Source organism: Bacillus subtilis subsp. subtilis str. 168 (genome assembly GCF_000009045.1).
Taxonomy (GTDB): domain Bacteria; phylum Bacillota; class Bacilli; order Bacillales; family Bacillaceae; genus Bacillus; species Bacillus subtilis.
The window spans coordinates 1,403,468-1,425,638 of sequence record NC_000964.3; the positions used below are offsets into that span (position 1 = coordinate 1,403,468).

Here is a 22,171-nt window from a genome sequence, read left to right on the forward strand (position 1 = left end):
GAGGATATCGATTGAAACAGTCACAGCCAGTATTAACCATCGTCGTCCCGTGTTTCAATGAAGAGGAAGTGTTTCAAGAAACAAGCCATCAGCTGACAGAGGTTGTAGATGATTTAATTGAAGAAAAATTAATTGCTGAAGACAGTAAAATTCTGTTTGTCGATGATGGCAGCAAAGACCGCACTTGGGCTTTGATTGCTATGGAGAGCATAAGAAACAAGAAGGTTACCGGCTTAAAATTAGCCTGCAATGTCGGCCACCAAAAAGCGCTTTTAGCCGGATTGCATAAAGCGAAGAATAGGTCAGACTGCGTCATTTCGATCGATGCTGATCTTCAGGACGACATCTCTGTGATCCGGGATTTTATGCTGAAATATCATGAGGGCTGCGAGATCGTTTACGGTGTACGCCGGAGCAGAAAAACCGATACCTTTTTCAAGCGCACGACCGCGTTAGGGTTTTATCGTCTCATGAATAAACTTGGGATTAAATTAATTTATAATCATGCTGATTTTCGTTTAATGAATAAAAGGTCCCTTGAAGAGCTTGAGCGTTATCCGGAAGCGAATCTGTTTTTAAGAGGTATTGTCCCCATGATCGGCTTTAAATCGGCCGAAGTTTTGTATGACCGCAAGGAACGCTTTGCCGGCAAAACGAAATATCCGCTGAAAAAGATGCTATCCTTCGCTTTTAACGGGATTACTTCATTCAGTGTCGCACCAATTCGATTCTTTACGCTTTTAGGGTTTGTTTTGTTTTTCCTCAGCGCTGTGGCAGGGATTGGCGCGTTTATTCAAAAGCTGCTCGGCCATACGAATGCAGGCTGGGCGTCTCTTATCATATCCATTTGGTTTTTGGGCGGGCTGCAATTGATGGGAATTGGAATCATCGGAGAGTATATTGGAACGATTTTTTCTGAAGTGAAAAGACGGCCGAAATACGCGATTGATATTGATTTGTATAATGAACAGCTGAGCCCGCTTCAGCGCCAGGAAAAAGAGCGGTTAGAAAAAAAGTACAGTTAAACACGGAAAGAGCTGACTTCATTAGTCAGCTCTTTTTCTTCAACTGATGCAATATAGCGCTAAGCGGTTCGTCTTGCGGGTTGCGGTAAAAATCAAAAAATGGGCAGCCCTGCTTCTTAATTCGATCGATGACCGTATCAATTGTAAACAGAGCGGGTGTTAAAGATGATTGCACCTCATGCCAGTAGAGCGGGGCTGCAACAGTCCCAAGCTCATTTCCTCTCGTTGAATAGGGACAGATAATCGTTTTTCCTTCTGCATGCTGCAAATAATCAAGATACAATTTGCAGTGTCTGTTTTTAATCAAGCGTTCAGTGGTAAAGAGCTCGGGAAATGCATTGGTGCAGTACTCTGCGATCAGCTGCGTAAATTGGCGTGTTTCTTCATACGTAAATGCCTCGGGAGACAAGGGAATATAAAGCTGGATGCCTTTGTTGCCGGACAGCTTCGGGTACGATGTGATGCCAAAGGAATCCAACAGCCGCTTCAGTTCATTTGCGGCCTGCACGGCCATAAGAAAGTCATCTCGCGAAGGCGGGTCTAAATCAATGACAATCTCAGCCGGACGCCTGCTTTTAATGGTTTGAAAAGGAACGTGAAACTCCAAAGCAAGCTGGTTGCAAAGCCATAGCAATGTAGACATATCCTCACAGACAATATGTTCATGGCTTCCATCATAGAAAGACTGAACAAAATCCGGCGCATAGTCCGGCTTGTTTTTTTGGAAAAATGATTCGCTCCTAGATCCATGCGGATAGCGGATGACGGTGACAGCCCGGTTTTTCAGAAATGGGAGCAGGTAGTCACTGACTTCAATCATATACTGAATAAAATCTTCTTTTGTTTTTTTATTCTTTTCAAATATGATTTTATCCAGGCTTGTGAACTGGAGCTTTGGGTGAACCGGTTTGGAGTGTCGTATGACTTGCGCATACGTGCATTCGGTCCAGTCCATTTGGAATTCGAAACCGATAAACGATACCTCTCTTAATGTGCCTTGGAGAATTGTTAAGTATTGAACAGCTGCACAAATCGAAGGTTCAAGCGTAAATTCGCCTGAGGGTGTTTGATGTCCGTGCTGTTCCATAATCTCGCGTATAGCGCTTTTTTCCTCATCACGCATTCCGTGCGAGACAGAGGCAATCGGTGTCATTATTCCGTTTTTTAACACCGATACCGTCAGAAACCCGTTGTTAGGGTTGAACCCTGTTATGCAAACATAAGCTTGTTTAAAGTTTTTATATTTGAGCCAATCGGACGACCGCTTCTTTTCAAGCCATTTGCTGTTTGTTTTCTTCGCTACAATTCCTTCTCCGTCATATTTTATTACCATCTCCCAGAGTTGATCAAAATGATCATAACAGGGAATGGATTGAATGGTTTCTTTTGCGTAAGGATCTGGAGATGCAGGAAGCTTTGCTGCGGATATGAGTTCACGCAGCGATTTTTTGCGGTCCAAATACGAAAGAAGCGTTACATCTTCTCCGCTTCGCTCTAACAAATCAAAGGCGAGAAAGCAGCACGGCCGCGCGTTTGCCGATTCCTGAATCTTGTCTGGCCTTTTCAAACGCCCCCGCACTTGAAGGTGTTCAAAATCTGCACGACAGGGATTCACCAAACATACGATTTCACCGTCAAGTGTCAGCGGAAGCTCTTTTTCTAGGTGCTGAAAGGCAGTTTTGGCGAATTGTGTGATTTCAGGGAAGGTGCTGCTGAGCTCCACACCATTTCTGCTGGTTAAGGTCACACCTGAAGAATGGATGCGGAGAATACAGCGGTACCCATCATATTTTACTTCGTAACGCCATTCTGCTCCGATTGGCGGTGACGAAGTTAAGACCGGCTGCATGGTAAACGCCATGCGCTATGATGTGCCGGAGGCTTTTTTTCTAGTTGTTTTTTGTTTTTTATCTCCGGCTCCTTTCGGTTCAGCGGCTTGTGCAGGTGCGGCAGCCGGTGTCTCCCGGTTCGGCCTTCTGGTTCTGTCGATGCTGGCTTGCAGAGCGCTTACCAGGTCAATGACATCTTCACGAGGTGGCGCTTTATCAGGAGTGACAGCCGTTTCTTTATTTTCTAGCTTGTCGTTGACTCTTTGCAGCAGCGCCTGTCGGTACGTGTCTTCATATTTCTCAGGCTCAAACTTAGCAGTCAGTTCATCTATTAATGTGATAGCAGTTTGCAGTTCCTTATCGTTTACATTCGATTGATCAGGTACACCTGGGACTTGAGCGGCGCTTCTGACCTCATCGGGATAATGGATAGACTCCATGACGATACAATTTTCATAAACGCGGAGAATCGCCAGCTGCTGCTTTGACCTGATTGTCATATTGGCGATACCGATCTTTCCGGTTGAGCGCAGCGCCTCACGCAGCAGGGTATAGGCCTTCGTCCCATTATCCCCGGGGCCGACAAAGTAGGAGCGGTTAAAATAAATCGGATCAATTTCCTGAAGCTGAACAAAGTCAACAATCTCAACTGCTTTCTCCTCATGCTCCTGTTTTAAGCTTTTTAAATCTTCGTCTGTCAGCACTACATATTTTCCTTTTACATATTCATATCCCTTCACAATTTCATCAGGACTAAGAGTTTTTTCGCAATTTGTGCAAACTTTCTCGTATTTGATTGGTGCGTGATCCTCTTTATGGAGGCTGCGCAGTTTAATATCTTTATCTTCTGTGGCCGCATATAGCTTGATGGGGATGTTTACTAATCCGAAGCTGATCGATCCCTTCCACATTGTATGCATATCGATAAACCCCTTTTTTTCTTTAGTGTGAAGAGAAGGAGTACGATTCATGTGTAGTAACTTATGGGTGAAAAAAAGCCGGCGCTGTTATTGCGACGGCTGTTCAATAATGAATTGTTCGAATTGTTCCGGAGGTATTGGCCTGCTGAAAAAGAAGCCCTGCAAATGGTCGCAGCCTTTTTCAAAAAGAAGCTGCTTTTGAGCTGCATTTTCCACACCTTCGGCAATCACCTGCAAAGACAGCTGATGCCCCATGGCAATAATAGCTCCGGTAATTTGCTCTGATTTAGGATGGGTCTGAATATCGTCAATAAATGATTTGTCAATCTTCAGCCTGTGAATCGGGAAGTCCTTCAAATAGCTAAGAGAGCTGTGACCAGTACCGAAATCGTCAATACTGATTCTGATTCCTAATTCTGTTAGGGATGACAAAACCTTTTTGGAGTGATTGAGATTGTCCATTGTCATGCTTTCCGTCACCTCCACTTCAAGAAGCTGCGGAGGAAGCTGGTACTTATTAAGCGTATCCTTGATGAGGGGAATCAGATCTTTAGATTGAAACTGTCTGGCGGAAATATTAATGGCGACAGAAAGATCATAGCCTTTGTCATGCCAAATCCTTGCCTGCTTGCATGCTTCATCTATAATCCACTTTCCGATATCAATAATAAGTCCCGTTTCTTCTGCAACACCGATGAATTCTCCGGGCGGACGCAGTTGCCCGTCTGGTGTCACAAGGCGTATCAGTGCTTCTGCTCCTGTCATTTTTTGTTTTTTCACACTGAATTGCGGCTGATAATGCAAGACAAATCTATCGTTTTCGATTGCTTCTCTGAGTACCATCTCTTGGTTAAGCTTAACGGTTTCTTTGTTGCCGATTGAAAAAGAATAGTATCTGTATTTGCTTTTGTTTCGTTCTTTAGCCGCATACATCGCCATATCAGCCTTTTTCATCAATTCAAGGCCATCCGTCCCGTCTTTTGGAGATATCGCAATCCCGATACTGACAGATGTGACAAGGGTGTGATCTTGAATTTTGAAAGGTTTTTTGAATTTTTGGATAATTTTTCTTGCTAAAACATCTGCTTCGCCTGTTCCTGTATTGGCGTCTGTTAATATAATAATAAATTCATCACCGCCAAGACGGGCGATAAATCCGTTATCAGGGACTACAGATGACAGGCGTTTAGCTGCAAACTGAAGCAATTGATCACCGACATTATGCCCTAATGCATCGTTAATCACTTTAAACCGGTTTAAGTCAAGAAAGAATACAACAGTGTTATAATGCAAGGAATGCTCGCGATTCAGCACCTTTGTTAGATGAGAGATGGCATGCCTTCTGTTAGGTAAGTCTGTAAGCGAATCATAATGAGCCATTCTATGGATTTCTTTTTCTGCTTTGTACTGCTTCGTCATGTCTTTACAAATGACATAAATGCTGTCTAGTTCCTGATTGACCTCAACAGGTATAAGCGTAATATTTAAGTGAAACTGGCCTTTTTCAGTGATAAGATCGCTATCGCTGTTCATCGCTTGTTTATCTTTTTTAACTTGCTCAAAAAGGCGCTTAACCTTCAGTGATGTGTAATTCCTCCAGTCATGCATGCTGAAGCCAAATTTGCTGATCATTTCCTCACCAGCGTGATTGGAAGATATTATGTCTCCTTCTAATGATAAAATAAAAATTGCATCAATATTGTGGACGATTAAAGACTGAAATCGCTGTTCGTTATCCTTTATGCGTTCGCTCTGTTTAATAAACTTTCGATCTGCATGGGAACTGAATAACAATAACGTTTGGATACAAAAAATAATTAAAGTAACAAAAATTGACCAATGAAACGTTTGCACCTCCATATGGCTTCCGGGCGGAGCCATGTCCTTATGGAAAGTTGCCGCAAGCATCCCTGTGTAGTGCATGCCCGAAATCCCAATGCCCATTACAATTGAACTGACGCCTTTATAGAATATAAGATGCTCAGAATGTTTTTTTACGGCCAAGTCAAAGAATATTTTTAACGAGACGAAAGAGGCTGCAATCGCAATGATAATTGAAACTGTAAATAAAATAGGTTCGTAAATAATCATTACCCGGGAAATGGCAGACATTCCGATATAGTGCATAGAAGCAATAGATGCGCCAAGCACAACTGATCCGGTAAGCAGTCTGTAATATGTAAGAATGTGCCGGCTGACAAAATATAATGACACAAATGATCCCGAAACAGATGCGCCAATGGCTGCCATTAAAGGCATGAATTCATATTCCATCGGCATTTCCATATGGACGGCCATCATCCCTACAAAATGCATTGACCAAATACCGAATCCCATAATAAGTGAGCCGCCGATCAGCCAAATTTTACTTTTTAAGCCTGTATTGATGGTGACTTTCCTTGAAAGTTCAAGGGAAATATACGAGGCGGTACAGGCAATTAGAATAGATAAACATATGAGAGTCGTATTATATGTAACGTGTATTTCCAAATGGAGATTCCCCCCGTATCGTGTGTTCCAGTCTTGTTGACTCTCTTTATTATCGGCTGCTTAACCGCAGAGTTTCAGCCTTCAAAACGATAGAAATACGAGGGAGATCTATTTTTAGTTCAACTGACCGTGAAAAATGTGTTAAAATCATCTTGATGTTTTCCGAAAAGAGAAAAATGTATGATACATAAACATGAAACAAGGGAGTTGGTGGCTATCGAAGAGCTGGTTATGTCATGGATTGAAGCATTTAAAAGCTTATCTTATTTTGGAATATTTCTAGCGCTCAGCATTGAGTTTATTCCGGCCGAAGTCGTCTTGCCGCTTGCGGGCTATTGGGTATCTAAAGGCGATATGACACTTGCTGGCGTTGTTTTGGCAGGATCGCTTGGAGGAGTGGCCGGTCCGCTTACGCTGTATTGGATAGGCCGGTACGGAGGAAGGCCGTTTCTTGAACGTTTTGGGAAGTATCTCTTTATTAAACCTGAAGCGCTTGATAAGTCAGATAATTTTTTCAAAAAACATGGGGGCTTTGTCGCCTTCAGCGGCCGTTTCTTGCCTGGTATCAGGACATTGATTTCCATACCGTGCGGAATTGCAAAAATGAATGTTTGGGTGTTTTCGCTTTATACATTCATTGCTATGCTTCCGATTACATTTGTATATGTTTATCTCGGTGTGAAGCTCGGTGAAAATTGGAAGGCAGTCGGCTCTATTCTTGATCAATATATGCTTCCGATCGGGATAGCGATTTTGGCGCTGTTCCTGCTCTACTTACTGATGAAAAAGAGGAAGAAACGCACGCACTCCGAACAATTATCTGTATTTTTGAAAAATAAACGTTGACAAATCACTGCGCTGCGCATATTATTGACGTATAAAATCATATTTCTTGAAATCCCAAAGGGGAGTAGCGTCCGGAATGTATTCCGGAAACAAAGTCGTCATTTCATGGATTGTATCCATCGGCTTTGTTGGCATGCCTGAATTCATGTCTAGCAAGACCTTTGCCTTATGTCGGCAAAGGTCTTTTTTGCATGGTCCGGCCGGCATAAGATCGGATGAAGAGAAAGAAAACAACTTTTTTGGGAGGGTATCATTTATGGATGCAGCATTATTATTAGAGTATGGTTGGGTTCTTCTCGTCTTGATCGGGCTGGAAGGGATTTTAGCCGCCGATAACGCGCTGGTTATGGCGGTAATGGTAAAACATTTGCCGGAGGAAAAAAGAAAAAAAGCGTTATTTTATGGATTGGCAGGGGCTTTTGTTCTGCGATTTGGCTCTTTATTTGCAATTTCTTTCTTGGTCAACGTATGGCAGGTTCAAGCGATTGGCGCGATCTATTTGCTGTATATCTCAGCAAGCCACTTATTGAAAAGATATGTATTTAAGAAAGAAGACACACATAAAGAGACGAAGCAAAGCGGTTTTTGGCCGACTGTTTTAAAAGTTGAACTGGCAGATATCGCGTTTGCTGTTGATTCCATCTTAGCAGCAGTAGCGCTGGCGGTTACACTTCCTGGGACATCACTCCCGAAGATCGGCGGACTTGACGGAGGACAATTTCTCGTCATTTTGGCCGGCGGTATCATCGGACTGGTGATCATGCGGTTTGCGGCTTCCATGTTTGTGAAGTTATTAAAGGAACGTCCAAGCCTAGAAACAGCAGCCTTTGTGATTGTCGGCTGGGTCGGAGTGAAGCTTGCTTTATATACGCTTGCCCATCGCGACATAGCGGTTGTTTCTGAGCACTTTATCCATTCTGGAACATGGAAGCTGATATTCTGGGGTGTCTTAGCAGCAATCGCGGTTTGCGGCTGGTTTATGTCAGGTGGGAAAAAACAGCCGGAGGGTGCACAAAACGAACAAAAAAACAGCACCCGTGAACGGGCGTAATCTGAAAGACTCTGCTTAAAAGCAGAGTCTTTTTGTGTTTGAAGCGTTTTCATAAGCGAAATAAAATAACATTTTTATAACATCTTTGTTACAAAAAACACGCATAAAACCCCCTTAATTCTTTAGAAAGGCACGAAATCATGTATAGAACGTCAGAATGGTTTGTCATAATTGAGACATTGGAAATCAATATTTCTTTTTCTCCTTTGCGAATCCCTATCAAATTAGCTATCATTAATGAGTAGTTATAGGGAGGAACTGAGGTGAAACCAGTGCTTAGCCTTTTGTTTAAATTGGGAAAAAAGAAGCAAACACTTGAAAAAGCTGTTGAGAGTATACAAAAAGGCAATAAAGATCTGCAAAATGAATTAATACAGCAATATAAGCCATTTATCGCAAAGACGGTTTCATCCGTTTGTAAACGATATATAGATGAAAAAGACGATGAGTTCAGTATTGGACTGATCGCGTTTAATGAAGCTATAGAAAAATATTCACCTGAAAAAGGAAATTCTCTGCTCGCATTTGCTGAGCTTATTATAAAAAGAAAAGTCATTGATTACATTAGAAAAGAAGCCAGAAGCGCACAAAATATAAATATCGATTTACAGGAAGGAGACGATCAGGAGTCATCACAAAGCCTGATTGAAGCCGAGCTTTCCATTGATGAATACCGCCGTCAGATTGAACAGGAGCAGAGGCGGGAGGAAATCCTCTATTTTCAAAAGCAGCTCAAGGATTATGGTTTATCGTTTAAAGAACTGCTTGAAAATTCTCCAAAACACACGGATGCAAGGCAAAACGCCATAAAGGTGGCAATGACGCTTGTTGAACATGAAGAATTGGCCGCTATCCTGTATACAAAGAAGCAGCTTCCGGTCAAACAGCTTGAACAGCTTGTCTCTGTAAGCCGAAAAACGATTGAGAGAAACAGAAAATATATTATTGCGATGTGTATTATCATTACGGGTGATTATATTTATTTAAAAGATTATCTTAAAGGGGTGCTGCACTCATGAGAAGAGGGATTATAGTAGAGAAAAATAAAAAATTCGTCACGTTGCTGACCCCTGACGGACAATTTTTAAAAGCCAAAAATGATCGACACAGCTATGAAATCGGAGAAGAAATCATGCTTCCGAGTGAAACACGCATGGGCAGAAGGGCCAGCTTTTTTGATTTTTTTAAACTGCGCCCTTTCAAAATGGGGATTTTTACGATGACTGCTATTATGCTCTTTATTTTTATAGTTCTCCCCGTTTTTTCTAATAATAAGGCCTATGCGTATATGACAATCGATATCAATCCAAGCGTCGAAATGGCGTTAAACAGCGATTATGAAGTGATTGAACTGACGCCTCTAAACGATGAGGGACAGAAAGTCGTGAATGATATAGATGATTGGGAGAAGACTGATTTTAAAAAGGTGATTGACGATATTATAACCGACTGCAGTGAACACGGGTATGTAAAAAAATCGAAAGAAATATTGATTTCCACTGTTTATGAAAACACAGAAGACAATACATATAAAAAGGCTGTGAAAAAACAGCTGAATGATGTGACTGAAAAATATAAAACGACATACCGCATGGAATCTCTCGAGTCAGATATGCAAACGAGGGAAAAAGCGAAGAAAGAAGGCGTCTCAACAGGCAGCTACATCAAATCAAATGAAAAGAATGACAATAAAGATATAAAAGATGACTCCAGCAAACCATCCGGGGAAGAGGATCAAAAGAGTGATGAAAATGAGGATGAAAACACCGATCAAACTGACACCCAGGACAGCAAGCAAGGAGATAATGAACAGCTGAATGATGCGGATTCCGGAGACCAGAAAGAAGAGAAAGCGGATGACCAGATTGATGATAGTGACAAAGATAAAAAAATAAAGGAATCAGATGAAAACACAAATACCGAAAAAGATGGGGACCATGAGCAAACCCCAATACAAGATCCTCAAGATAAAGGAAATGAAAATAACGGCGCTGACAAGGGCCAAAGCCAATATCACAGGGACTGGAACAATGGTGAACAAGGCAAGAACCGTTCTTCGTCCAGAAGGGATAACGCTTCAGACCGACGTAATCCAAACGGCTACAGCAGTGATAATCATTCAGCTAAAAATGAAGATTCGCCGAGTGCCCCCGGCGAATAAAGACCTGAATTTATTTAGTTGTGCCATTTAATTGTGATTGTGCTTGCTGTACCAGCCGCTTTGTCATTTCTCCGCCTACAGAGCCGTTAGCGCGTGCGACTGTATCAGAACCAAGGTTCACACCGAATTCTTGAGCCACTTCGAGTTTAAATTGGTCTAGTGCCTGCTCCACCCCTGGAACAACGAGTTTATTTCTGCTCGCCATCTTTTTCATCTCCTTTTTCGATAAAGAAATTCTTAACGCGTATTTAGTTTGAAATATACGGGGTTTATTTATGCTGGCAATTGTTGTGGAGAAAAATAAAACCCCGGCCTCTGAGCCGGGGTGGCGCAGACTATAGAATGTCTGCTGTCATTTTATGTGCGGTTGCCTGAATATGGAATGTCAAAATGGAGAGGACTGTAATGGCGATAATCTGTCTGATTTTAAGCCATTGGCTGTCATTCAGTTCTTCAAAACGGTGACGGAGACGCTCTGTCTCCTGTTCGGCGATCTCCTGCAGATTTGATTCTTTCATAGAAGGAGTATCTTGGTGATGGATGGCATCAAGCACATATGCGCAGCTTTCATAATAAGCAATCGGGCTGATGACATCATCAGATCTGTCTGAGATTGTGTTAAAGGCCACTTTTAAAATAGCCCGTATGTGTTCAAAGTCATAAATGGATTTTAAATCACGTACAATTAAAAGAATAACTGCCTGTTCAATTGAGTATTTTTTGCCCAGCTCAGGGTGTCCGATCAGATCTTTGATATCACGCTTTACCCAGTTTTGAATCGCGGTTGACTTTAACGAAGTCAGCTCGCATAAGTTGCCAAGCTCTACGATTTCATTTGTAGACAGACCGTATTCTTTTTTCTGTTTTTTTCGTTCGTATCTTGTAAGAAATTCAGGAATTTCTAGATGATTGGCTGCTTTTTCTGCTGACATGTTCGCTGATTGGACGAGAATGTCGAGCGGGCTATGTTCTCCTTGTCCTTTTAGGGAATAGAGCAGCCGCACCATATCGGTTCGAGAGAGTTTAAAAATGTTCATTGTTCACCTCTTTAAACAATTTGACGCGGATATAGGTCTATGTATAAGTTCAAAATTCAAGCGTCAGCAAATTACATTAACATCATACGTCGAATTCCTTGCATTTTCAAATGGATGTTTTATAATTTAAATATACGGGTTCTTTTGAACTTAAAATAACGGAGGTTGTTATGGCGAAAAGAATTTTTCTGTTTATTCTAACGAATATTTTGGTGCTTACAACAATCGGGATCGTTTTGTCTGTTTTAAGCTCTGTTACAGGAGTCGGGACGTACTTTACAGCTGATGGCGGTATCGATCCAATGGCGCTTCTTGTGTTCAGTTTAGTCGTTGGATTTGTCGGTTCCTTTACGTCTCTTGCGATATCCAGATGGATGGCAAAGACGATGATGGGCGTCAGAGTGCTGAATCCGAAAAAACACTCGCTCAGCTATGAGGAACAGCAATTGGTTGATCGTGTTCACAGATTAAGCCGCTCTGCCGGTTTAACGAAAATGCCGGAAGTCGGGATTTACCGTTCACCTGAAGTAAACGCGTTTGCGACTGGACCGTCAAAACGCCGTTCACTTGTCGCAGTATCGTCAGGGCTGCTGGAGCAGATGGATGACGCAGCAGTTGAAGGTGTGCTTGCCCACGAGGTCGCGCATATCACAAATGGTGATATGGTAACAATGACGCTTTTACAAGGTATCGTTAATACCTTTGTCGTCTTTTTATCGCGTATCGCCGCTTGGATAGCAAGCCGTTTTGTCAAAGAAGATCTAGCGCCGATCGTTCATTTTATTGCAATGATTATTTTTCAGATTGTCTTTTCGATACTTGGCAGCCTGGTTGTGTTTGCGTATTCACGCCATCGTGAATTCCATGCTGACAGGGGAGGAGCGGATCTTGCCGGCAAGGACAAGATGATTCATGCGCTGCGGACGCTTAAAAGCTATTCTTCCCGGATTTTGGAAGACGATCAGACAGCTGTCCAAACGTTAAAGATTAATGGCAAGAAGCGCTCTTCACTTTTCTCTACTCATCCTGATTTAGATGAGCGAATCAGACGGCTGGAAGCTAAATAATACAAACACATTGTTCCTCTGAGAGAATTCTCAGAGGTTTTTTATTTTATCCATTGACTAAAATCATAAAAAAATAAGCAAGTTAAGAAAATGTTTCGTAAAAGCCTTTAAAAATGGACCTAATATCTTTAGAATAATTACCGTACTTAAAAAGAGAGGCAGAAGGATTTTACATGAGATTAAAGTTTGGAAAATTGATACAGGCCTTGTCACCGGCCCAGCTGATCGCATTATATTATTTTCTTGCAGTTACTGTGGCCGTTATATTGCTGAGTTTGCCGGCGGCCCATAAACCGGGGGCGGATTGGACGTTTATTGATGCGCTTTTTACAGCTGTCAGTTCAGTCAGTGTAACGGGGCTGACAGTTGTTGATACAGCTGATACATTCAGCACAATAGGGATTTTTATATTAGCATTTGTTCTGCAATTTGGCGGAATCGGAATTATGACGCTCGGAACGTTCATTTGGCTGATCATGGGAAAACGAATCGGGCTGAAAGAACGGAAGCTGATTATGGTTGATCAAAACCAATCCCAGTTTTCAGGAATTGTCAATCTGATGAAGCAGGTACTGTTTCTGATCTTGTGGATTGAATTTTTTGGCGGGCTGATACTCGGCACATATTTCTTAACCTACTATGACTCCTATCAGGAAGCCTATTTACACGGATTTTTTGCCAGTATCAGTGCAACGACAAACGGCGGATTTGATATTACCGGTAATTCGATGATTCCATTTCGCCACGATTACTTTGTGCAGTTTATTACAATGCTTTTAATTATATTTGGAGCGATTGGATTTCCCGTGCTTGTTGAAGTAAAGGATTTCCTGTTTTCAAAGCATCGGCGTTATCCATTTACGCTTTTTACAAAGATCACGACGATTACGTTCGGCTCACTTGTCTTGTTTGGAGCCATTGGCATCTTTGCCCTGGAAGCAAACCATGCGTTCGCAGGAAAATCATGGCATGATATTTTGTTTTTGTCCCTGTTTCAATCAACGGCAACCCGAAGCGGGGGGCTGGCAACAATCGATATCAGCCAATTATCAGATTCCACACTCTTTTTTATTTGTGCGCTGATGTTTATTGGAGCGTCGCCAAGCTCAGTCGGGGGAGGCATAAGGACAACGACTTTTGCTTTGAACCTTCTTGCGCTGTTTCATTTTGCCCGCGGCAATAAGGCCGTAAAGGTATTCAAACGGGAGCTTCACCCTGCTGACTTGATGAAGTCGCTTGTTGTCACGATGATGGCGATCCTGCTCGTTTTTGGCGCGACACTCATTCTGACCATTACAGAAAAACATTCCCTGCTGGAGCTTTTGTTTGAAGTGTGCTCGGCATTCGGTACAACCGGCCTATCGCTTGGAATTACGGCAGATTTGAGCAGTGTTGGAAAATGCGTCATTATGATTGTCATGTTTATCGGGCGAATCGGCATCTTGACCTTCCTGTATCTGATCGGAAGAAAGGAAATTGAAGCGAATTATCACTATCCGAAGGAAAGAGTGATTATCGGATAGGCAAAACACCGCATATTTTGCGGTGTTTTTTGATTACCAAAAAAAAGATGTGTGCCTCCTGTTCAGTTGGAGAACCTAACTCCGACAGGTGCAATTTACGCTCCTGCATCTTAAAATGTCTGAAAATTGGCGAGGAGGATTCGTATGAAGCGTAAAGCTGAAGTGAATGAAGCCATTAAAAATAACAATACACCTACCGAGAGCATGGACCCCAATTCATATAAGACACAATATCATGACGACCCCAATTTTAGAGGGGCAAACCGCAATTCCAAACAGGGCCAGCAGGGAGGCATGTAATTGTGAAGAAAAACCGTCATAGCAGAGACATGCAAAATCATAAAAAGCCTATGAATAAAAAGGTGCTGGAGGAAGAATTCTCAAGTGAACTCGGGGATTACAATGCCGGAAAGATCATCGAAACGCTGGAAGTCACCAAGCCTGAAAAGAAAAAAGAAAAAAACAAAAAACAACAATAAAAAAGACCTCTTAGGCGGCGTCCCGCTTAAGAGGTGCTTTTTCTATTTTAAATAAGCATTTTTGCCCGTTCCTCTGACAAATTGCAATAAGCTTGTCATCCTCAGCTCAATGAATGGCTGAGCGACTGTCTTAACAAAGTTGCTGGAGAGGACTGATGTCAGGGCTGCTGTTAAAAGCAAGAGGATCACTAAGCTTTGATAGTCAGTAAGCCAATCCTCAAGCCCGACCTGCCGTAATGTCTTAATAATAAACCCGTGAAGCAGATACACGTAAAATGTCCGGGTTCCCCATTTGGTAAAGAAATACCGTTTTTGCGGAACGAGCGCTAAAAAGCTGAAGGTTGCCCCAAAGGCGAGTACATACCAGCCGATTCGGGATAGTCCGCTTACCAGGGTAACGTCTCCAAATGAAGAATACGGTTTTGAACCAAACAGAAAAGAATAGTCAAAATCGATGCCCCAGCAGATGACGAATACTGCGGCAAGCACTCCGAGCGCAATTTGTTTGCCGCGTTTTGATCTCAATAAATCAAAATGATGTTTATTTAAATAAAAACCGACAAGGAACATCGGTAAGAATACGAATGTCCGTGACAAGCTCAGCGTGCTGCTGACAAAGTCCAGATAACCGATCAGCACGGCGATTCCGCAGCTGACAAACAGCGCCCACTGCTTTGAAAGCTTTGAAAAAGGATATAGGAGCAGGTTCCAAAAGAATAAGCTTACAAGAAACCATAACGACCATTGCGGATCAATCGGGTTCACATTTGCCATGCTTTCATCTTGCATAATGTAATAAAAGACGGAATAAATAATTTGGAAAATCAAATACGGAATAATCAGCTTGACCGCCAGCTTTTTTACATATCCCGCCCGTTTAAAGCCTTTCGCGAAATAACCGGATACAAGAATAAATGCAGGCATATGGAATGTGTAAATGAACTTGTAGAGGTAGAGCATAAAATGATTATCATTAATAAAGGAACGAAGGATATGACCGAATACAACAAGGAATATCAATAAAAATTTTGCGTTATCGAAATAACTGTCCCGCGATTTACTCATAGCATCACCTTCTCTTTCATCAGTCACTAAGAGATTATTCCCTGCTGGTACATATTTTAAAATAAAAGATGAAAAAGGAATCTAAAAAAATGCTGATTGTTAGGTCGATGTAAAGTGACGGTAAGGATCGTAGAAAATGTCTTCGTAATGTAATGACGCTGAAATTTTCTGAAATTTATAGGGCAAATGAAGGAAGTTCCCGCATTTTGTAGAAATATTGAGGGATAGGTTTTGAAGAAGGAGTGTACATGCATGGAAACTCTTGGTGTCCAGACAAACTCGGAGCTGCGAGAGGAACTGAATCGCCTCAAAGAAGAAAACGCGCGACTGAAAAAGGAATTGAATCAGCATCAAGTGATTGTCAACAATACGCTCGATGCTATTTTTATTTGTGATAACGAAATGCGGATTGTTCAGGCAAATGAAGCAACAGAAAGGATGCTTCAAGTTGACTCGGAAGATTTGAAAAAGCGTTCTGTTTTGGATTTTTTGTTTTCAATCCCAAAGGATGAACTGAATCTTTCCGTAAAGAAGTTTTTTAAAAAAGGCTTTCTGTGGAAGGAGGTTCCGATCAGGCTTGATTGCGGGGCAACAAAATACATAGAGTTTCTGGCCAAAAGAGGTATTGGTGAGGATTTCTTTTTTGTTGTCATGAGGGACATATCTTCTAAGAAGATTCTGGAGCGGGAATTCTCTATGAATGAACAGCTTTTTAAGGACTTGTTTGACAGAGCAGTTGACGGAATCGTCCTGTTTGATAAAGATGGCGGTTTTATTGATGCAAATTTGTCCTTTTGTAAAAGCTTTGAAATCAATCATAATGAGCTGTCTCATTTATCTTTGTATGAGTTCATAGACAGCGGCTCACGAAAAGATTTCGACAATATCTGGAAGGCGCTCAACCGCAAGGGAAAAGCGAAGGGGGAGCTGCCTGTCAAGCTTCGTTCAGGAGTTCAAAAACTATTTGAATTCACGATTACATCAAACATCATCAGCGGTTTTTATATGTCCATTATGAGGGATATCACAGAGAAGCGGTCTATGGAGCTGCAGCTCTTTAAAAGTGAGGAGCGCTTCAGAGAAATCTTTGAAAATGCAATGGACGCCATCATCATCTGGTCGAATGACGGAAGAATCGTAAAAGCGAATCAATCAGCCTGTAAAATTTTTGAGCTGCCGATGAATTTGCTGTTGAAAAGAAAGCTGTGTGATTTTCTCGTTGACTCGCAGCAGAAATACAGCATAACGAAGAGGAAATACGCAAAATACGGAGAGATCAGAGAAGAGCTGCTGTTTCAAATGGGGAACGGCCAATTCAAAGAGCTTGAATTTACTTCAAAACGGACAATCCTTGAAAATCAGCATTTGACGATCTTAAGAAATGTAAGCGACAGAAAGCGGATGGAAAAGGAGCTTCGGGAAAGCGAGCTGAAATTCAGAAAAGTGTTCAACGGATCAATGGACGGCAATGTATTGTTCGACAATCAATACAGGATCATCGACGCCAACCCGTTAGCAAGCCATATTTTGGGCCTGTCACATGAAGAGATCAAACAGCACAGCCTGTTAGATATTATTTCTGCTTATGAAATAGAAAATTTGGCATCACCGGCAAGGCAGATTAATTTTGATGAAATGGACAACGAAATTCCATTTTTGCTGAGCAGCGGTGATAACAGAAAACTCGAATTCTCATTTAAACGGAATATTATTCAAAATATGAACTTGGCTATCTTTAAAGACGTAACAGAGCGAAAAGAATTGGAGGAGCGCCTGCGCAAATCAGATACCCTTCATGTTGTCGGCGAACTCGCAGCCGGTATTGCTCATGAAATCAGAAATCCGATGACTGCTCTTAAAGGCTTCATTCAGCTTCTGAAAGGGAGTGTCGAGGGAGACTACGCCCTTTACTTCAACGTGATCACCTCAGAACTAAAGCGCATCGAATCCATCATCACCGAATTCTTGATTTTAGCCAAGCCCCAGGCCATTATGTATGAGGAAAAACATGTTACCCAAATTATGAGGGACACGATAGACCTTCTAAATGCGCAAGCCAATCTCAGCAATGTACAAATGCAACTTGATTTAATTGACGACATTCCCCCGATTTACTGTGAACCGAATCAGCTGAAACAGGTTTTTATCAATATATTAAAAAACGCCATCGAAGTGATGCCTGACGGCGGAAATATTTTTGTAACGATAAAGGCATTGGATCAAGATCATGTTCTAATCTCCTTAAAAGACGAGGGAATCGGAATGACAGAAGATAAATTAAAGCGACTTGGTGAACCGTTTTATACGACAAAGGAACGGGGAACTGGACTTGGGCTTATGGTAAGCTATAAAATTATTGAAGAACATCAAGGCGAGATTATGGTAGAAAGTGAAGAAGGGAAGGGCACCGTTTTCCATATTACGCTTCCTGTCAGACAGAATGCTGAAGAAAGAAGGAATGATGAATGAACTACTATACGACAGCCGAAACGCCGCTCGGTGAACTTATCATTGCCGAAGAGGAGGACCGGATCACTCGTCTATTTCTCAGTCAGGAAGATTGGGTGGATTGGAAAGAAACGGTTCAGAATACTGAGCATAAGGAAACACCTAATCTTGCAGAAGCGAAACAACAGCTTCAAGAATATTTCGCAGGCGAAAGGAAGACATTCTCCCTGCCGCTCAGCCAAAAGGGCACTCCTTTTCAGCAAAAAGTGTGGCAAGCGCTGGAGAGGATTCCATATGGCGAATCCCGAAGCTATGCGGATATTGCCGCTGCTGTCGGCAGTCCGAAAGCGGTGCGCGCTGTCGGGCAGGCTAATAAACGTAACGACCTGCCGATTTTTGTCCCGTGCCACAGAGTGATCGGCAAAAACAGTGCGTTAACAGGATACGCCGGAAGCAAAACGGAGATCAAAGCATTTTTGCTAAACATCGAGCGAATCTCCTATAAAGAAAAATAAAACATATGGCACGTTCCCTTTTTTCACGGCCGACATATCATTTTATTAAGTTAAAAAAGTTGGTCTGATGAAAAAGGAGGACAAAGCAATTGAAGCCGAGCCGCTCTGAGAAACTTGCCGTTTTTGCCGAACTGTTTGTGAAACTGCATATCTTATCAAGCGCTCAAAAAGATGAAATCATCAATGTTAACAAAAAGAAACAAAAAAACCGCTGACTCGGCTCCAAATGAGCAAAGTCCAGCGGTTTTTTAATGCACCTTTTCTCCTTTAAACAGCTGTTCAATCTCTTCTTCATAGTTTCCGGTCATAATCCCTTTTTCTGTGATGATTCCTGAAATGAGATCATGAGGTGTAATGTCGAAAGCGGGATTAAAGACAGGCACATTGGATGGAGCGGTCCGAACTCCGGAAATCTGCCTGACTTCCTCGGGATCTCGTTCCTCTATCGGGATATCAGCGCCGCATTTGACCTTTGTATCAAATGTAGATAAAGGTGCGGCGACAAAAAACGGAATATCAAAGGCGTTTGCTAAAATAGCAAGACCGTATGTGCCGATTTTATTTGCCGTATCACCGTTCTTTGCAATTCGGTCGGCTCCGACGATAACAGCGGAAATTTGTTTTTCCTTCATCGTATGGGCGGCCATGCTGTCTGTGATCAGAGTGACATCAATGCCCCCCTGCATCAGCTCCCAAGCAGTAAGGCGTGAACCTTGCAGGACAGGCCTTGTTTCACAGGCATAAATGTGTAATCCCAAATCTTTTTGTTTGGCCAAGTAAAACGGAGCTAGCGCCGTTCCATAGCGGCTTGTCGCGATTGAGCCGGCATTGCAGATCGTCATGATCCTGTCGCCTTTTTTGAAAAGCTGCAGGGCGTTTTGGCCGATCAACCGGCACGTTTCCTCATCCTCGACCTGAATCTGAATGGCTTCATGGACAAGGTTTGTTTTTGCTTCATTTACGGAAATCGCGTTTTCGACCGAATGACTCAGTCTCTCAAGCGCCCATGACAAATTAATGGCGGTAGGCCGTGAGCTGTTTAAATATTGTTTGATGTCTTCCAGTCTGCGGCGGAATTCCGTGACATTGTCTGTTTCAATGTCTTTGGCAGCAAGCGCCAGTCCGAAGGCAGCTGTAATGCCGATCGCCGGAGCGCCCCTTACTTTGAGCGTGACAATCGCATCAAATACATCCTCTTTCGTCGTCAGCTCCAAATATTCCGTCTCATCAGGAAGCTTTTGCTGATTTAAAATGGTAATAGCTGTTTCTTTCCATTCAACAGAACGTGGAACAGCAAATGAATGGGTCATGAATAGATCATTCCTTTACAAGTAACTTAAATAATTCAATAACATCTGTTATCGTTTTGAATTCCGAACGTTTTTCGATAAAGGCTGTGCCGGTTTCGAGCGCCAAGCGTTTTCTGCCGATTCGTTTATCAAACGGCACGATCGTATCCAGGTCAGCTACATGGGCAAGGCCGATCGTGCGTCGTATCAGCTCACAGCCCGCAAATCCGATTGCTTCTTCAAAAATATGGCTGAGCGTATCAGTGAGGTAACCGTCGATGTTGGCGTAAACATCCAGACTGTCCTTCTGCCAGGCTTCACTAAACGTCTCTTCAAACGTTTCCCAGACCTGGTTGACATGTTCATATAACGGCTCTCTGTCAGCCCCGTCACGGCTGAGTGCGTTCAAAAATAAGTTGGCGATAAATTGCCCTACATCAAAGCCGATCGGTCCGTAAAAAGCAAACTCAGGATCAATCACCTTTGTTTCGTGCTCACTTGCGAAAATGCTTCCTGTATGCAAATCACCATGAATCAACGTTTCTGCAGACGTTAAAAATGACTTTTTCAGCTTAGCGGCTTCGATTTTAACGCTGTCATTATTCCAAAGCTTTTCGACAAAAGGACGAAGCTCTTCTTCAAAATCATTTGTGTCATGGTCGAAGAAAGGATCTGTAAAAACAAGTCTTTCCGTAATGTCGCATAGCTCTGGATTTGTAAACTGTTTAACAAGCTGTTTTTTCACCTTAGGTTCAAGCGCGTAATCTGATGAGTAGAAAAGTGTTTTTCCTAAAAATTCACCGATGTGCTGCGACAGATGAGGATAGTTTTCACCCTCAATGAGTCCTTTTCTTGCGATCTTGAGGTGAGAGAGATCCTCCATGACGGTAACCGCCATTTCCGTATCAGAATAAAACACTCTTGGAACCAGGTGAGGCACATGCTCGCCCTGACGGATGAGAGCGCTGCTTTCGATTCTTGCACGGTCGATTGTCAGCGGCCAGCTTTCTCCCACCACTTTTGCATACGGAACCGCCTGTTTAATGATCAATGCTCTGTCATGTTCTTGATCATAAATATGAAAAACGTAATTTAAGTTGCCGTCTCCGATCTCCTGGCATGTCAGCGTGCTTTTGCTTGGAAATAGGCCAAGCTTCACCGCCAACGCCACAGCGGAGCTTTCATTTAACGTTTCGTATAAAGGTGTTTTTGTGACTCCCATCATCATAACCTCCAATTATGTAATTAATTAATATGTGGCCGTAAAAAAGCCTCCTTCTCAGAGAGAAGGAGGCTTAACATCTATGTCCGCCTCTCTTATCTCTCAGATCAGATCTGAATGGAATTAGCACCGTGCCTTAAGAGACCAGCGTCTCGGCGCGAAAAAAATGCGCCCCATTTCACAATGGAATTACGGTCGGTTGCTTTTGGGGTCAAAAGGCCAAATCCCTCGCCCAACTCTCGATAAGAGAATATATTCACTTGTTTGACAATTCTAATTTATCAGTTGATGAACATGGTAACAGGTAATTTAGTTAGTTGTCAATATATTTTTTAATATAAATCTTTTCTGATATCATCGAAAACAGGAATGCTCTCCCGAACTTCTGCGCTTTCTTGAAGGTCGATTTCCGCTCGGACTATGCCTTCTTCCCGGCCGCCTTCAGCAAGTACACGTCCCCATGGATCAATAATCAGGCTATGTCCTGCAAATTCATTATCCGGATTTGAACCGGTACAATTGCAGGCTGCGACAAAGCATTGGTTTTCAATGGCCCGCGCAATAAGCAGGCTTTTCCAATGATCAAGGCGGGGAAGAGGCCATTCCGCAGAAATAAACAGCACGTTGGCGCCTTTTGTCGTATGTTTTCTGATCCATTCCGGAAAACGGATATCGTAACAGATCAATCCAGAGCTTTTGACGCCGTCAAGCTCAAAGTATCCGTCTTCGGAACCGGCTGATAAATACAGATGCTCATCCATCAGCTGAAAAAGATGGGCTTTTCTGTACTCTTTAATGATTTGCCCTTCCTTATCCGCGATGTACATTGTATTATAAACATCAGAATTCTTCCTGACAGCGACCGATCCGGCGACAATATGAACACCATGTTTTTTTGCCGTTTTCTTCAGCCAGCTCTGAGCGGAGCGGCCGTCTTCGTCAGCGAGTTCATCAAGATTGGCCAGATCATATCCGGTCGTCCATAATTCAGGCAGAACAAGAACATCAGCATGTTTGCTTTCTTTTTCGATGAAAAATTCAGCCTTTTTTATATTTTCCGAAGGTTTTCCGTATGAAATATCAAATTGAAGACAAGATATCGTCCATTTCATCTTTTTAACACCCCAAATTTTTCTTTACTTTTTTCATTTAACCATATATGATGATGGACTATCATTTCAAGATTTTTTTAGAAGGTGAGAAT

Annotated in this window: 21 protein-coding genes and 2 other RNA genes; 13 read left to right on the forward strand and 10 right to left on the reverse strand. The window is 42.4% G+C overall.

The features are described from left to right. Nucleotides 1–11 precede the first annotated feature (11 nt). Nucleotides 12–1,025 (forward strand): putative glycosyltransferase, encoded by a 1,014-nt coding sequence (ykoT, locus tag BSU_13390; RefSeq protein NP_389222.1) that lies wholly within the window; start codon nucleotides 12–14, stop codon nucleotides 1,023–1,025. Between the two features lie 25 nt (nucleotides 1,026–1,050). On the opposite strand, the gene ligD is transcribed toward ykoT, so the two are convergent. Genes ligD through dgcW form a run of 3 tightly spaced genes read right to left on the reverse strand, consistent with a single transcriptional unit; the run spans nucleotide 1,051 to nucleotide 6,264 of the window. Next, complete coding sequence (gene ligD, locus BSU_13400; RefSeq protein NP_389223.1) at nucleotides 1,051–2,886, reverse strand: ATP-dependent DNA ligase subunit; 5'-2-deoxyribose-5-phosphate (dRP) lyase; 1,836 nt, start codon at nucleotides 2,884–2,886, stop codon at nucleotides 1,051–1,053. 3 nt (nucleotides 2,887–2,889) lie between these two features. Continuing rightward, on the reverse strand, nucleotides 2,890–3,825 hold the full coding sequence (gene ligV / locus BSU_13410) for an ATP-dependent DNA ligase subunit Ku; AP/deoxyribose 5'-phosphate (5'-dRP)-lyase (RefSeq protein ID NP_389224.1): 936 nt from the start codon (nucleotides 3,823–3,825) through the stop codon (nucleotides 2,890–2,892). Between the two features lie 36 nt (nucleotides 3,826–3,861). Next, nucleotides 3,862–6,264: a diguanylate cyclase gene (gene dgcW, locus BSU_13420; RefSeq protein ID YP_054577.2), complete on the reverse strand. Its 2,403-nt coding sequence runs from the start codon at nucleotides 6,262–6,264 to the stop codon at nucleotides 3,862–3,864. A gap of 180 nt (nucleotides 6,265–6,444) precedes the next feature. On the opposite strand from dgcW, the gene ykoX reads away from it, so the two are divergent. The 5 genes from ykoX to rsgI all read left to right on the forward strand — a co-directional run bounded on the left by ykoX (nucleotide 6,445) and on the right by rsgI (nucleotide 10,322). Next, nucleotides 6,445–7,110 (forward strand): putative integral membrane protein, encoded by a 666-nt coding sequence (gene ykoX / locus BSU_13430; RefSeq protein NP_389226.1) that lies wholly within the window; start codon nucleotides 6,445–6,447, stop codon nucleotides 7,108–7,110. A gap of 55 nt (nucleotides 7,111–7,165) precedes the next feature. Next, an RNA gene (gene mnrW, locus BSU_misc_RNA_87) (manganese ion riboswitch) lies at nucleotides 7,166–7,299 on the forward strand. Continuing rightward, nucleotides 7,187–8,161 (forward strand): putative manganese-related ion transporter, encoded by a 975-nt coding sequence (ykoY, locus tag BSU_13440; RefSeq protein ID NP_389227.1) that lies wholly within the window; start codon nucleotides 7,187–7,189, stop codon nucleotides 8,159–8,161. The genes mnrW and ykoY overlap by 113 nt, the downstream gene beginning before the upstream one ends. Nucleotides 8,162–8,424: 263 nt before the next feature. Beyond that, nucleotides 8,425–9,180 (forward strand): RNA polymerase sigma factor (heat stress responsive), encoded by a 756-nt coding sequence (gene sigI, locus BSU_13450; RefSeq protein NP_389228.1) that lies wholly within the window; start codon nucleotides 8,425–8,427, stop codon nucleotides 9,178–9,180. Further along, entirely contained in the window at nucleotides 9,177–10,322 is a 1,146-nt protein-coding gene (gene rsgI, locus BSU_13460; RefSeq protein ID NP_389229.1) for a sigmaI modulating factor, read from the forward strand. Before sigI ends, rsgI begins: the two co-directional genes overlap by 4 nt. A gap of 10 nt (nucleotides 10,323–10,332) precedes the next feature. On the opposite strand, the gene sspD is transcribed toward rsgI, so the two are convergent. Continuing rightward, nucleotides 10,333–10,527: a small acid-soluble spore protein (alpha/beta-type SASP) gene (gene sspD, locus BSU_13470; protein ID NP_389230.1), complete on the reverse strand. Its 195-nt coding sequence runs from the start codon at nucleotides 10,525–10,527 to the stop codon at nucleotides 10,333–10,335. A gap of 130 nt (nucleotides 10,528–10,657) precedes the next feature. Next, the gene (htpK, locus tag BSU_13480) at nucleotides 10,658–11,359 is read right to left on the reverse strand and encodes a regulator of quality control (RefSeq protein NP_389231.1); all 702 of its coding nucleotides are present in this window, start codon (nucleotides 11,357–11,359) and stop codon (nucleotides 10,658–10,660) included. 170 nt (nucleotides 11,360–11,529) lie between these two features. Between htpK and htpX the strand changes: the two genes are divergently transcribed. The 4 genes from htpX (at nucleotide 11,530) to ykzE (ending at nucleotide 14,428) form a co-directional block, all read left to right on the forward strand. Then, entirely contained in the window at nucleotides 11,530–12,426 is an 897-nt protein-coding gene (gene htpX, locus BSU_13490; protein NP_389232.1) for a membrane protease, read from the forward strand. 173 nt (nucleotides 12,427–12,599) lie between these two features. Further along, nucleotides 12,600–13,949 carry a K+-transporting ATPase gene (gene ktrD, locus BSU_13500; RefSeq protein NP_389233.1) on the forward strand — a complete coding sequence of 450 codons (1,350 nt, stop codon included), beginning with the start codon at nucleotides 12,600–12,602 and terminating at the stop codon, nucleotides 13,947–13,949. Nucleotides 13,950–14,093: 144 nt separating this feature from the next. After that, nucleotides 14,094–14,249: a hypothetical protein gene (ykzP, locus tag BSU_13509; protein YP_003097718.1), complete on the forward strand. Its 156-nt coding sequence runs from the start codon at nucleotides 14,094–14,096 to the stop codon at nucleotides 14,247–14,249. Nucleotides 14,250–14,251: 2 nt separating this feature from the next. Further along, nucleotides 14,252–14,428, forward strand: a complete 177-nt coding sequence (gene ykzE / locus BSU_13510; protein ID NP_389234.1) for a hypothetical protein — start codon at nucleotides 14,252–14,254, stop codon at nucleotides 14,426–14,428. Between the two features lie 42 nt (nucleotides 14,429–14,470). Here the strand turns inward: ykzE and ykrP are convergent, their stop codons facing one another. Further along, nucleotides 14,471–15,493, reverse strand: a complete 1,023-nt coding sequence (gene ykrP, locus BSU_13520; RefSeq protein ID NP_389235.1) for a putative integral membrane protein; putative acyltransferase — start codon at nucleotides 15,491–15,493, stop codon at nucleotides 14,471–14,473. A gap of 252 nt (nucleotides 15,494–15,745) precedes the next feature. Between ykrP and kinE the strand changes: the two genes are divergently transcribed. From kinE to BSU_13545, 3 genes are all read left to right on the forward strand, one after another. Further along, complete coding sequence (gene kinE, locus BSU_13530) at nucleotides 15,746–17,962, forward strand: two-component sensor histidine kinase (RefSeq protein NP_389236.1); 2,217 nt, start codon at nucleotides 15,746–15,748, stop codon at nucleotides 17,960–17,962. Beyond that, on the forward strand, nucleotides 17,959–18,456 hold the full coding sequence (gene ogt, locus BSU_13540; RefSeq protein NP_389237.1) for an O6-alkylguanine DNA alkyltransferase: 498 nt from the start codon (nucleotides 17,959–17,961) through the stop codon (nucleotides 18,454–18,456). Before kinE ends, ogt begins: the two co-directional genes overlap by 4 nt. A gap of 89 nt (nucleotides 18,457–18,545) precedes the next feature. Beyond that, nucleotides 18,546–18,671: a hypothetical protein gene (locus BSU_13545; protein ID YP_009513954.1), complete on the forward strand. Its 126-nt coding sequence runs from the start codon at nucleotides 18,546–18,548 to the stop codon at nucleotides 18,669–18,671. A gap of 33 nt (nucleotides 18,672–18,704) precedes the next feature. Here the strand turns inward: BSU_13545 and mtnA are convergent, their stop codons facing one another. From mtnA to mtnU, 4 genes are all read right to left on the reverse strand, one after another. Further along, nucleotides 18,705–19,766: a methylthioribose-1-phosphate isomerase (methionine salvage pathway) gene (gene mtnA, locus BSU_13550; RefSeq protein ID NP_389238.1), complete on the reverse strand. Its 1,062-nt coding sequence runs from the start codon at nucleotides 19,764–19,766 to the stop codon at nucleotides 18,705–18,707. Nucleotides 19,767–19,773: 7 nt separating this feature from the next. Next, entirely contained in the window at nucleotides 19,774–20,967 is a 1,194-nt protein-coding gene (gene mtnK / locus BSU_13560) for a methylthioribose kinase (methionine salvage pathway, promiscuous) (protein ID NP_389239.2), read from the reverse strand. Nucleotides 20,968–21,059: 92 nt separating this feature from the next. Continuing rightward, an RNA gene (mswC, locus tag BSU_misc_RNA_20) (S-adenosylmethionine riboswitch) lies at nucleotides 21,060–21,216 on the reverse strand. An 83-nt stretch (nucleotides 21,217–21,299) separates the two neighbouring features. Next, the gene (gene mtnU / locus BSU_13570) at nucleotides 21,300–22,079 is read right to left on the reverse strand and encodes a ketoglutaramate omega-amidase (protein ID NP_389240.1); all 780 of its coding nucleotides are present in this window, start codon (nucleotides 22,077–22,079) and stop codon (nucleotides 21,300–21,302) included. Between the last annotated feature and the right edge of the window lie 92 nt (nucleotides 22,080–22,171).

Excerpts from the sequence above, each read along its gene's own strand:
- htpK (NP_389231.1), bottom strand. The coding sequence starts at position 11,359 with ATGAACATTTTTAAACTCTCTCGAACCGATATGGTGCGGCTGCTCTAT.
- ykrP (NP_389235.1), bottom strand. The coding sequence starts at position 15,493 with ATGAGTAAATCGCGGGACAGTTATTTCGATAACGCAAAATTTTTATTG.
- mtnK (NP_389239.2), bottom strand. The coding sequence starts at position 20,967 with ATGGGAGTCACAAAAACACCTTTATACGAAACGTTAAATGAAAGCTCC.
- ykoX (NP_389226.1), top strand. The coding sequence starts at position 6,445 with ATGATACATAAACATGAAACAAGGGAGTTGGTGGCTATCGAAGAGCTG.
- ligV (NP_389224.1), bottom strand. The coding sequence starts at position 3,825 with ATGAATCGTACTCCTTCTCTTCACACTAAAGAAAAAAAGGGGTTTATC.
- ogt (NP_389237.1), top strand. The coding sequence starts at position 17,959 with ATGAACTACTATACGACAGCCGAAACGCCGCTCGGTGAACTTATCATT.
- ykzP (YP_003097718.1), top strand. The coding sequence starts at position 14,094 with ATGAAGCGTAAAGCTGAAGTGAATGAAGCCATTAAAAATAACAATACA.
- mtnU (NP_389240.1), bottom strand. The coding sequence starts at position 22,079 with ATGAAATGGACGATATCTTGTCTTCAATTTGATATTTCATACGGAAAA.
- htpX (NP_389232.1), top strand. The coding sequence starts at position 11,530 with ATGGCGAAAAGAATTTTTCTGTTTATTCTAACGAATATTTTGGTGCTT.
- ktrD (NP_389233.1), top strand. The coding sequence starts at position 12,600 with ATGAGATTAAAGTTTGGAAAATTGATACAGGCCTTGTCACCGGCCCAG.
- mtnA (NP_389238.1), bottom strand. The coding sequence starts at position 19,766 with ATGACCCATTCATTTGCTGTTCCACGTTCTGTTGAATGGAAAGAAACA.
- sspD (NP_389230.1), bottom strand. The coding sequence starts at position 10,527 with ATGGCGAGCAGAAATAAACTCGTTGTTCCAGGGGTGGAGCAGGCACTA.
- ligD (NP_389223.1), bottom strand. The coding sequence starts at position 2,886 with ATGGCGTTTACCATGCAGCCGGTCTTAACTTCGTCACCGCCAATCGGA.
- rsgI (NP_389229.1), top strand. The coding sequence starts at position 9,177 with ATGAGAAGAGGGATTATAGTAGAGAAAAATAAAAAATTCGTCACGTTG.
- ykoY (NP_389227.1), top strand. The coding sequence starts at position 7,187 with ATGTATTCCGGAAACAAAGTCGTCATTTCATGGATTGTATCCATCGGC.
- kinE (NP_389236.1), top strand. The coding sequence starts at position 15,746 with ATGGAAACTCTTGGTGTCCAGACAAACTCGGAGCTGCGAGAGGAACTG.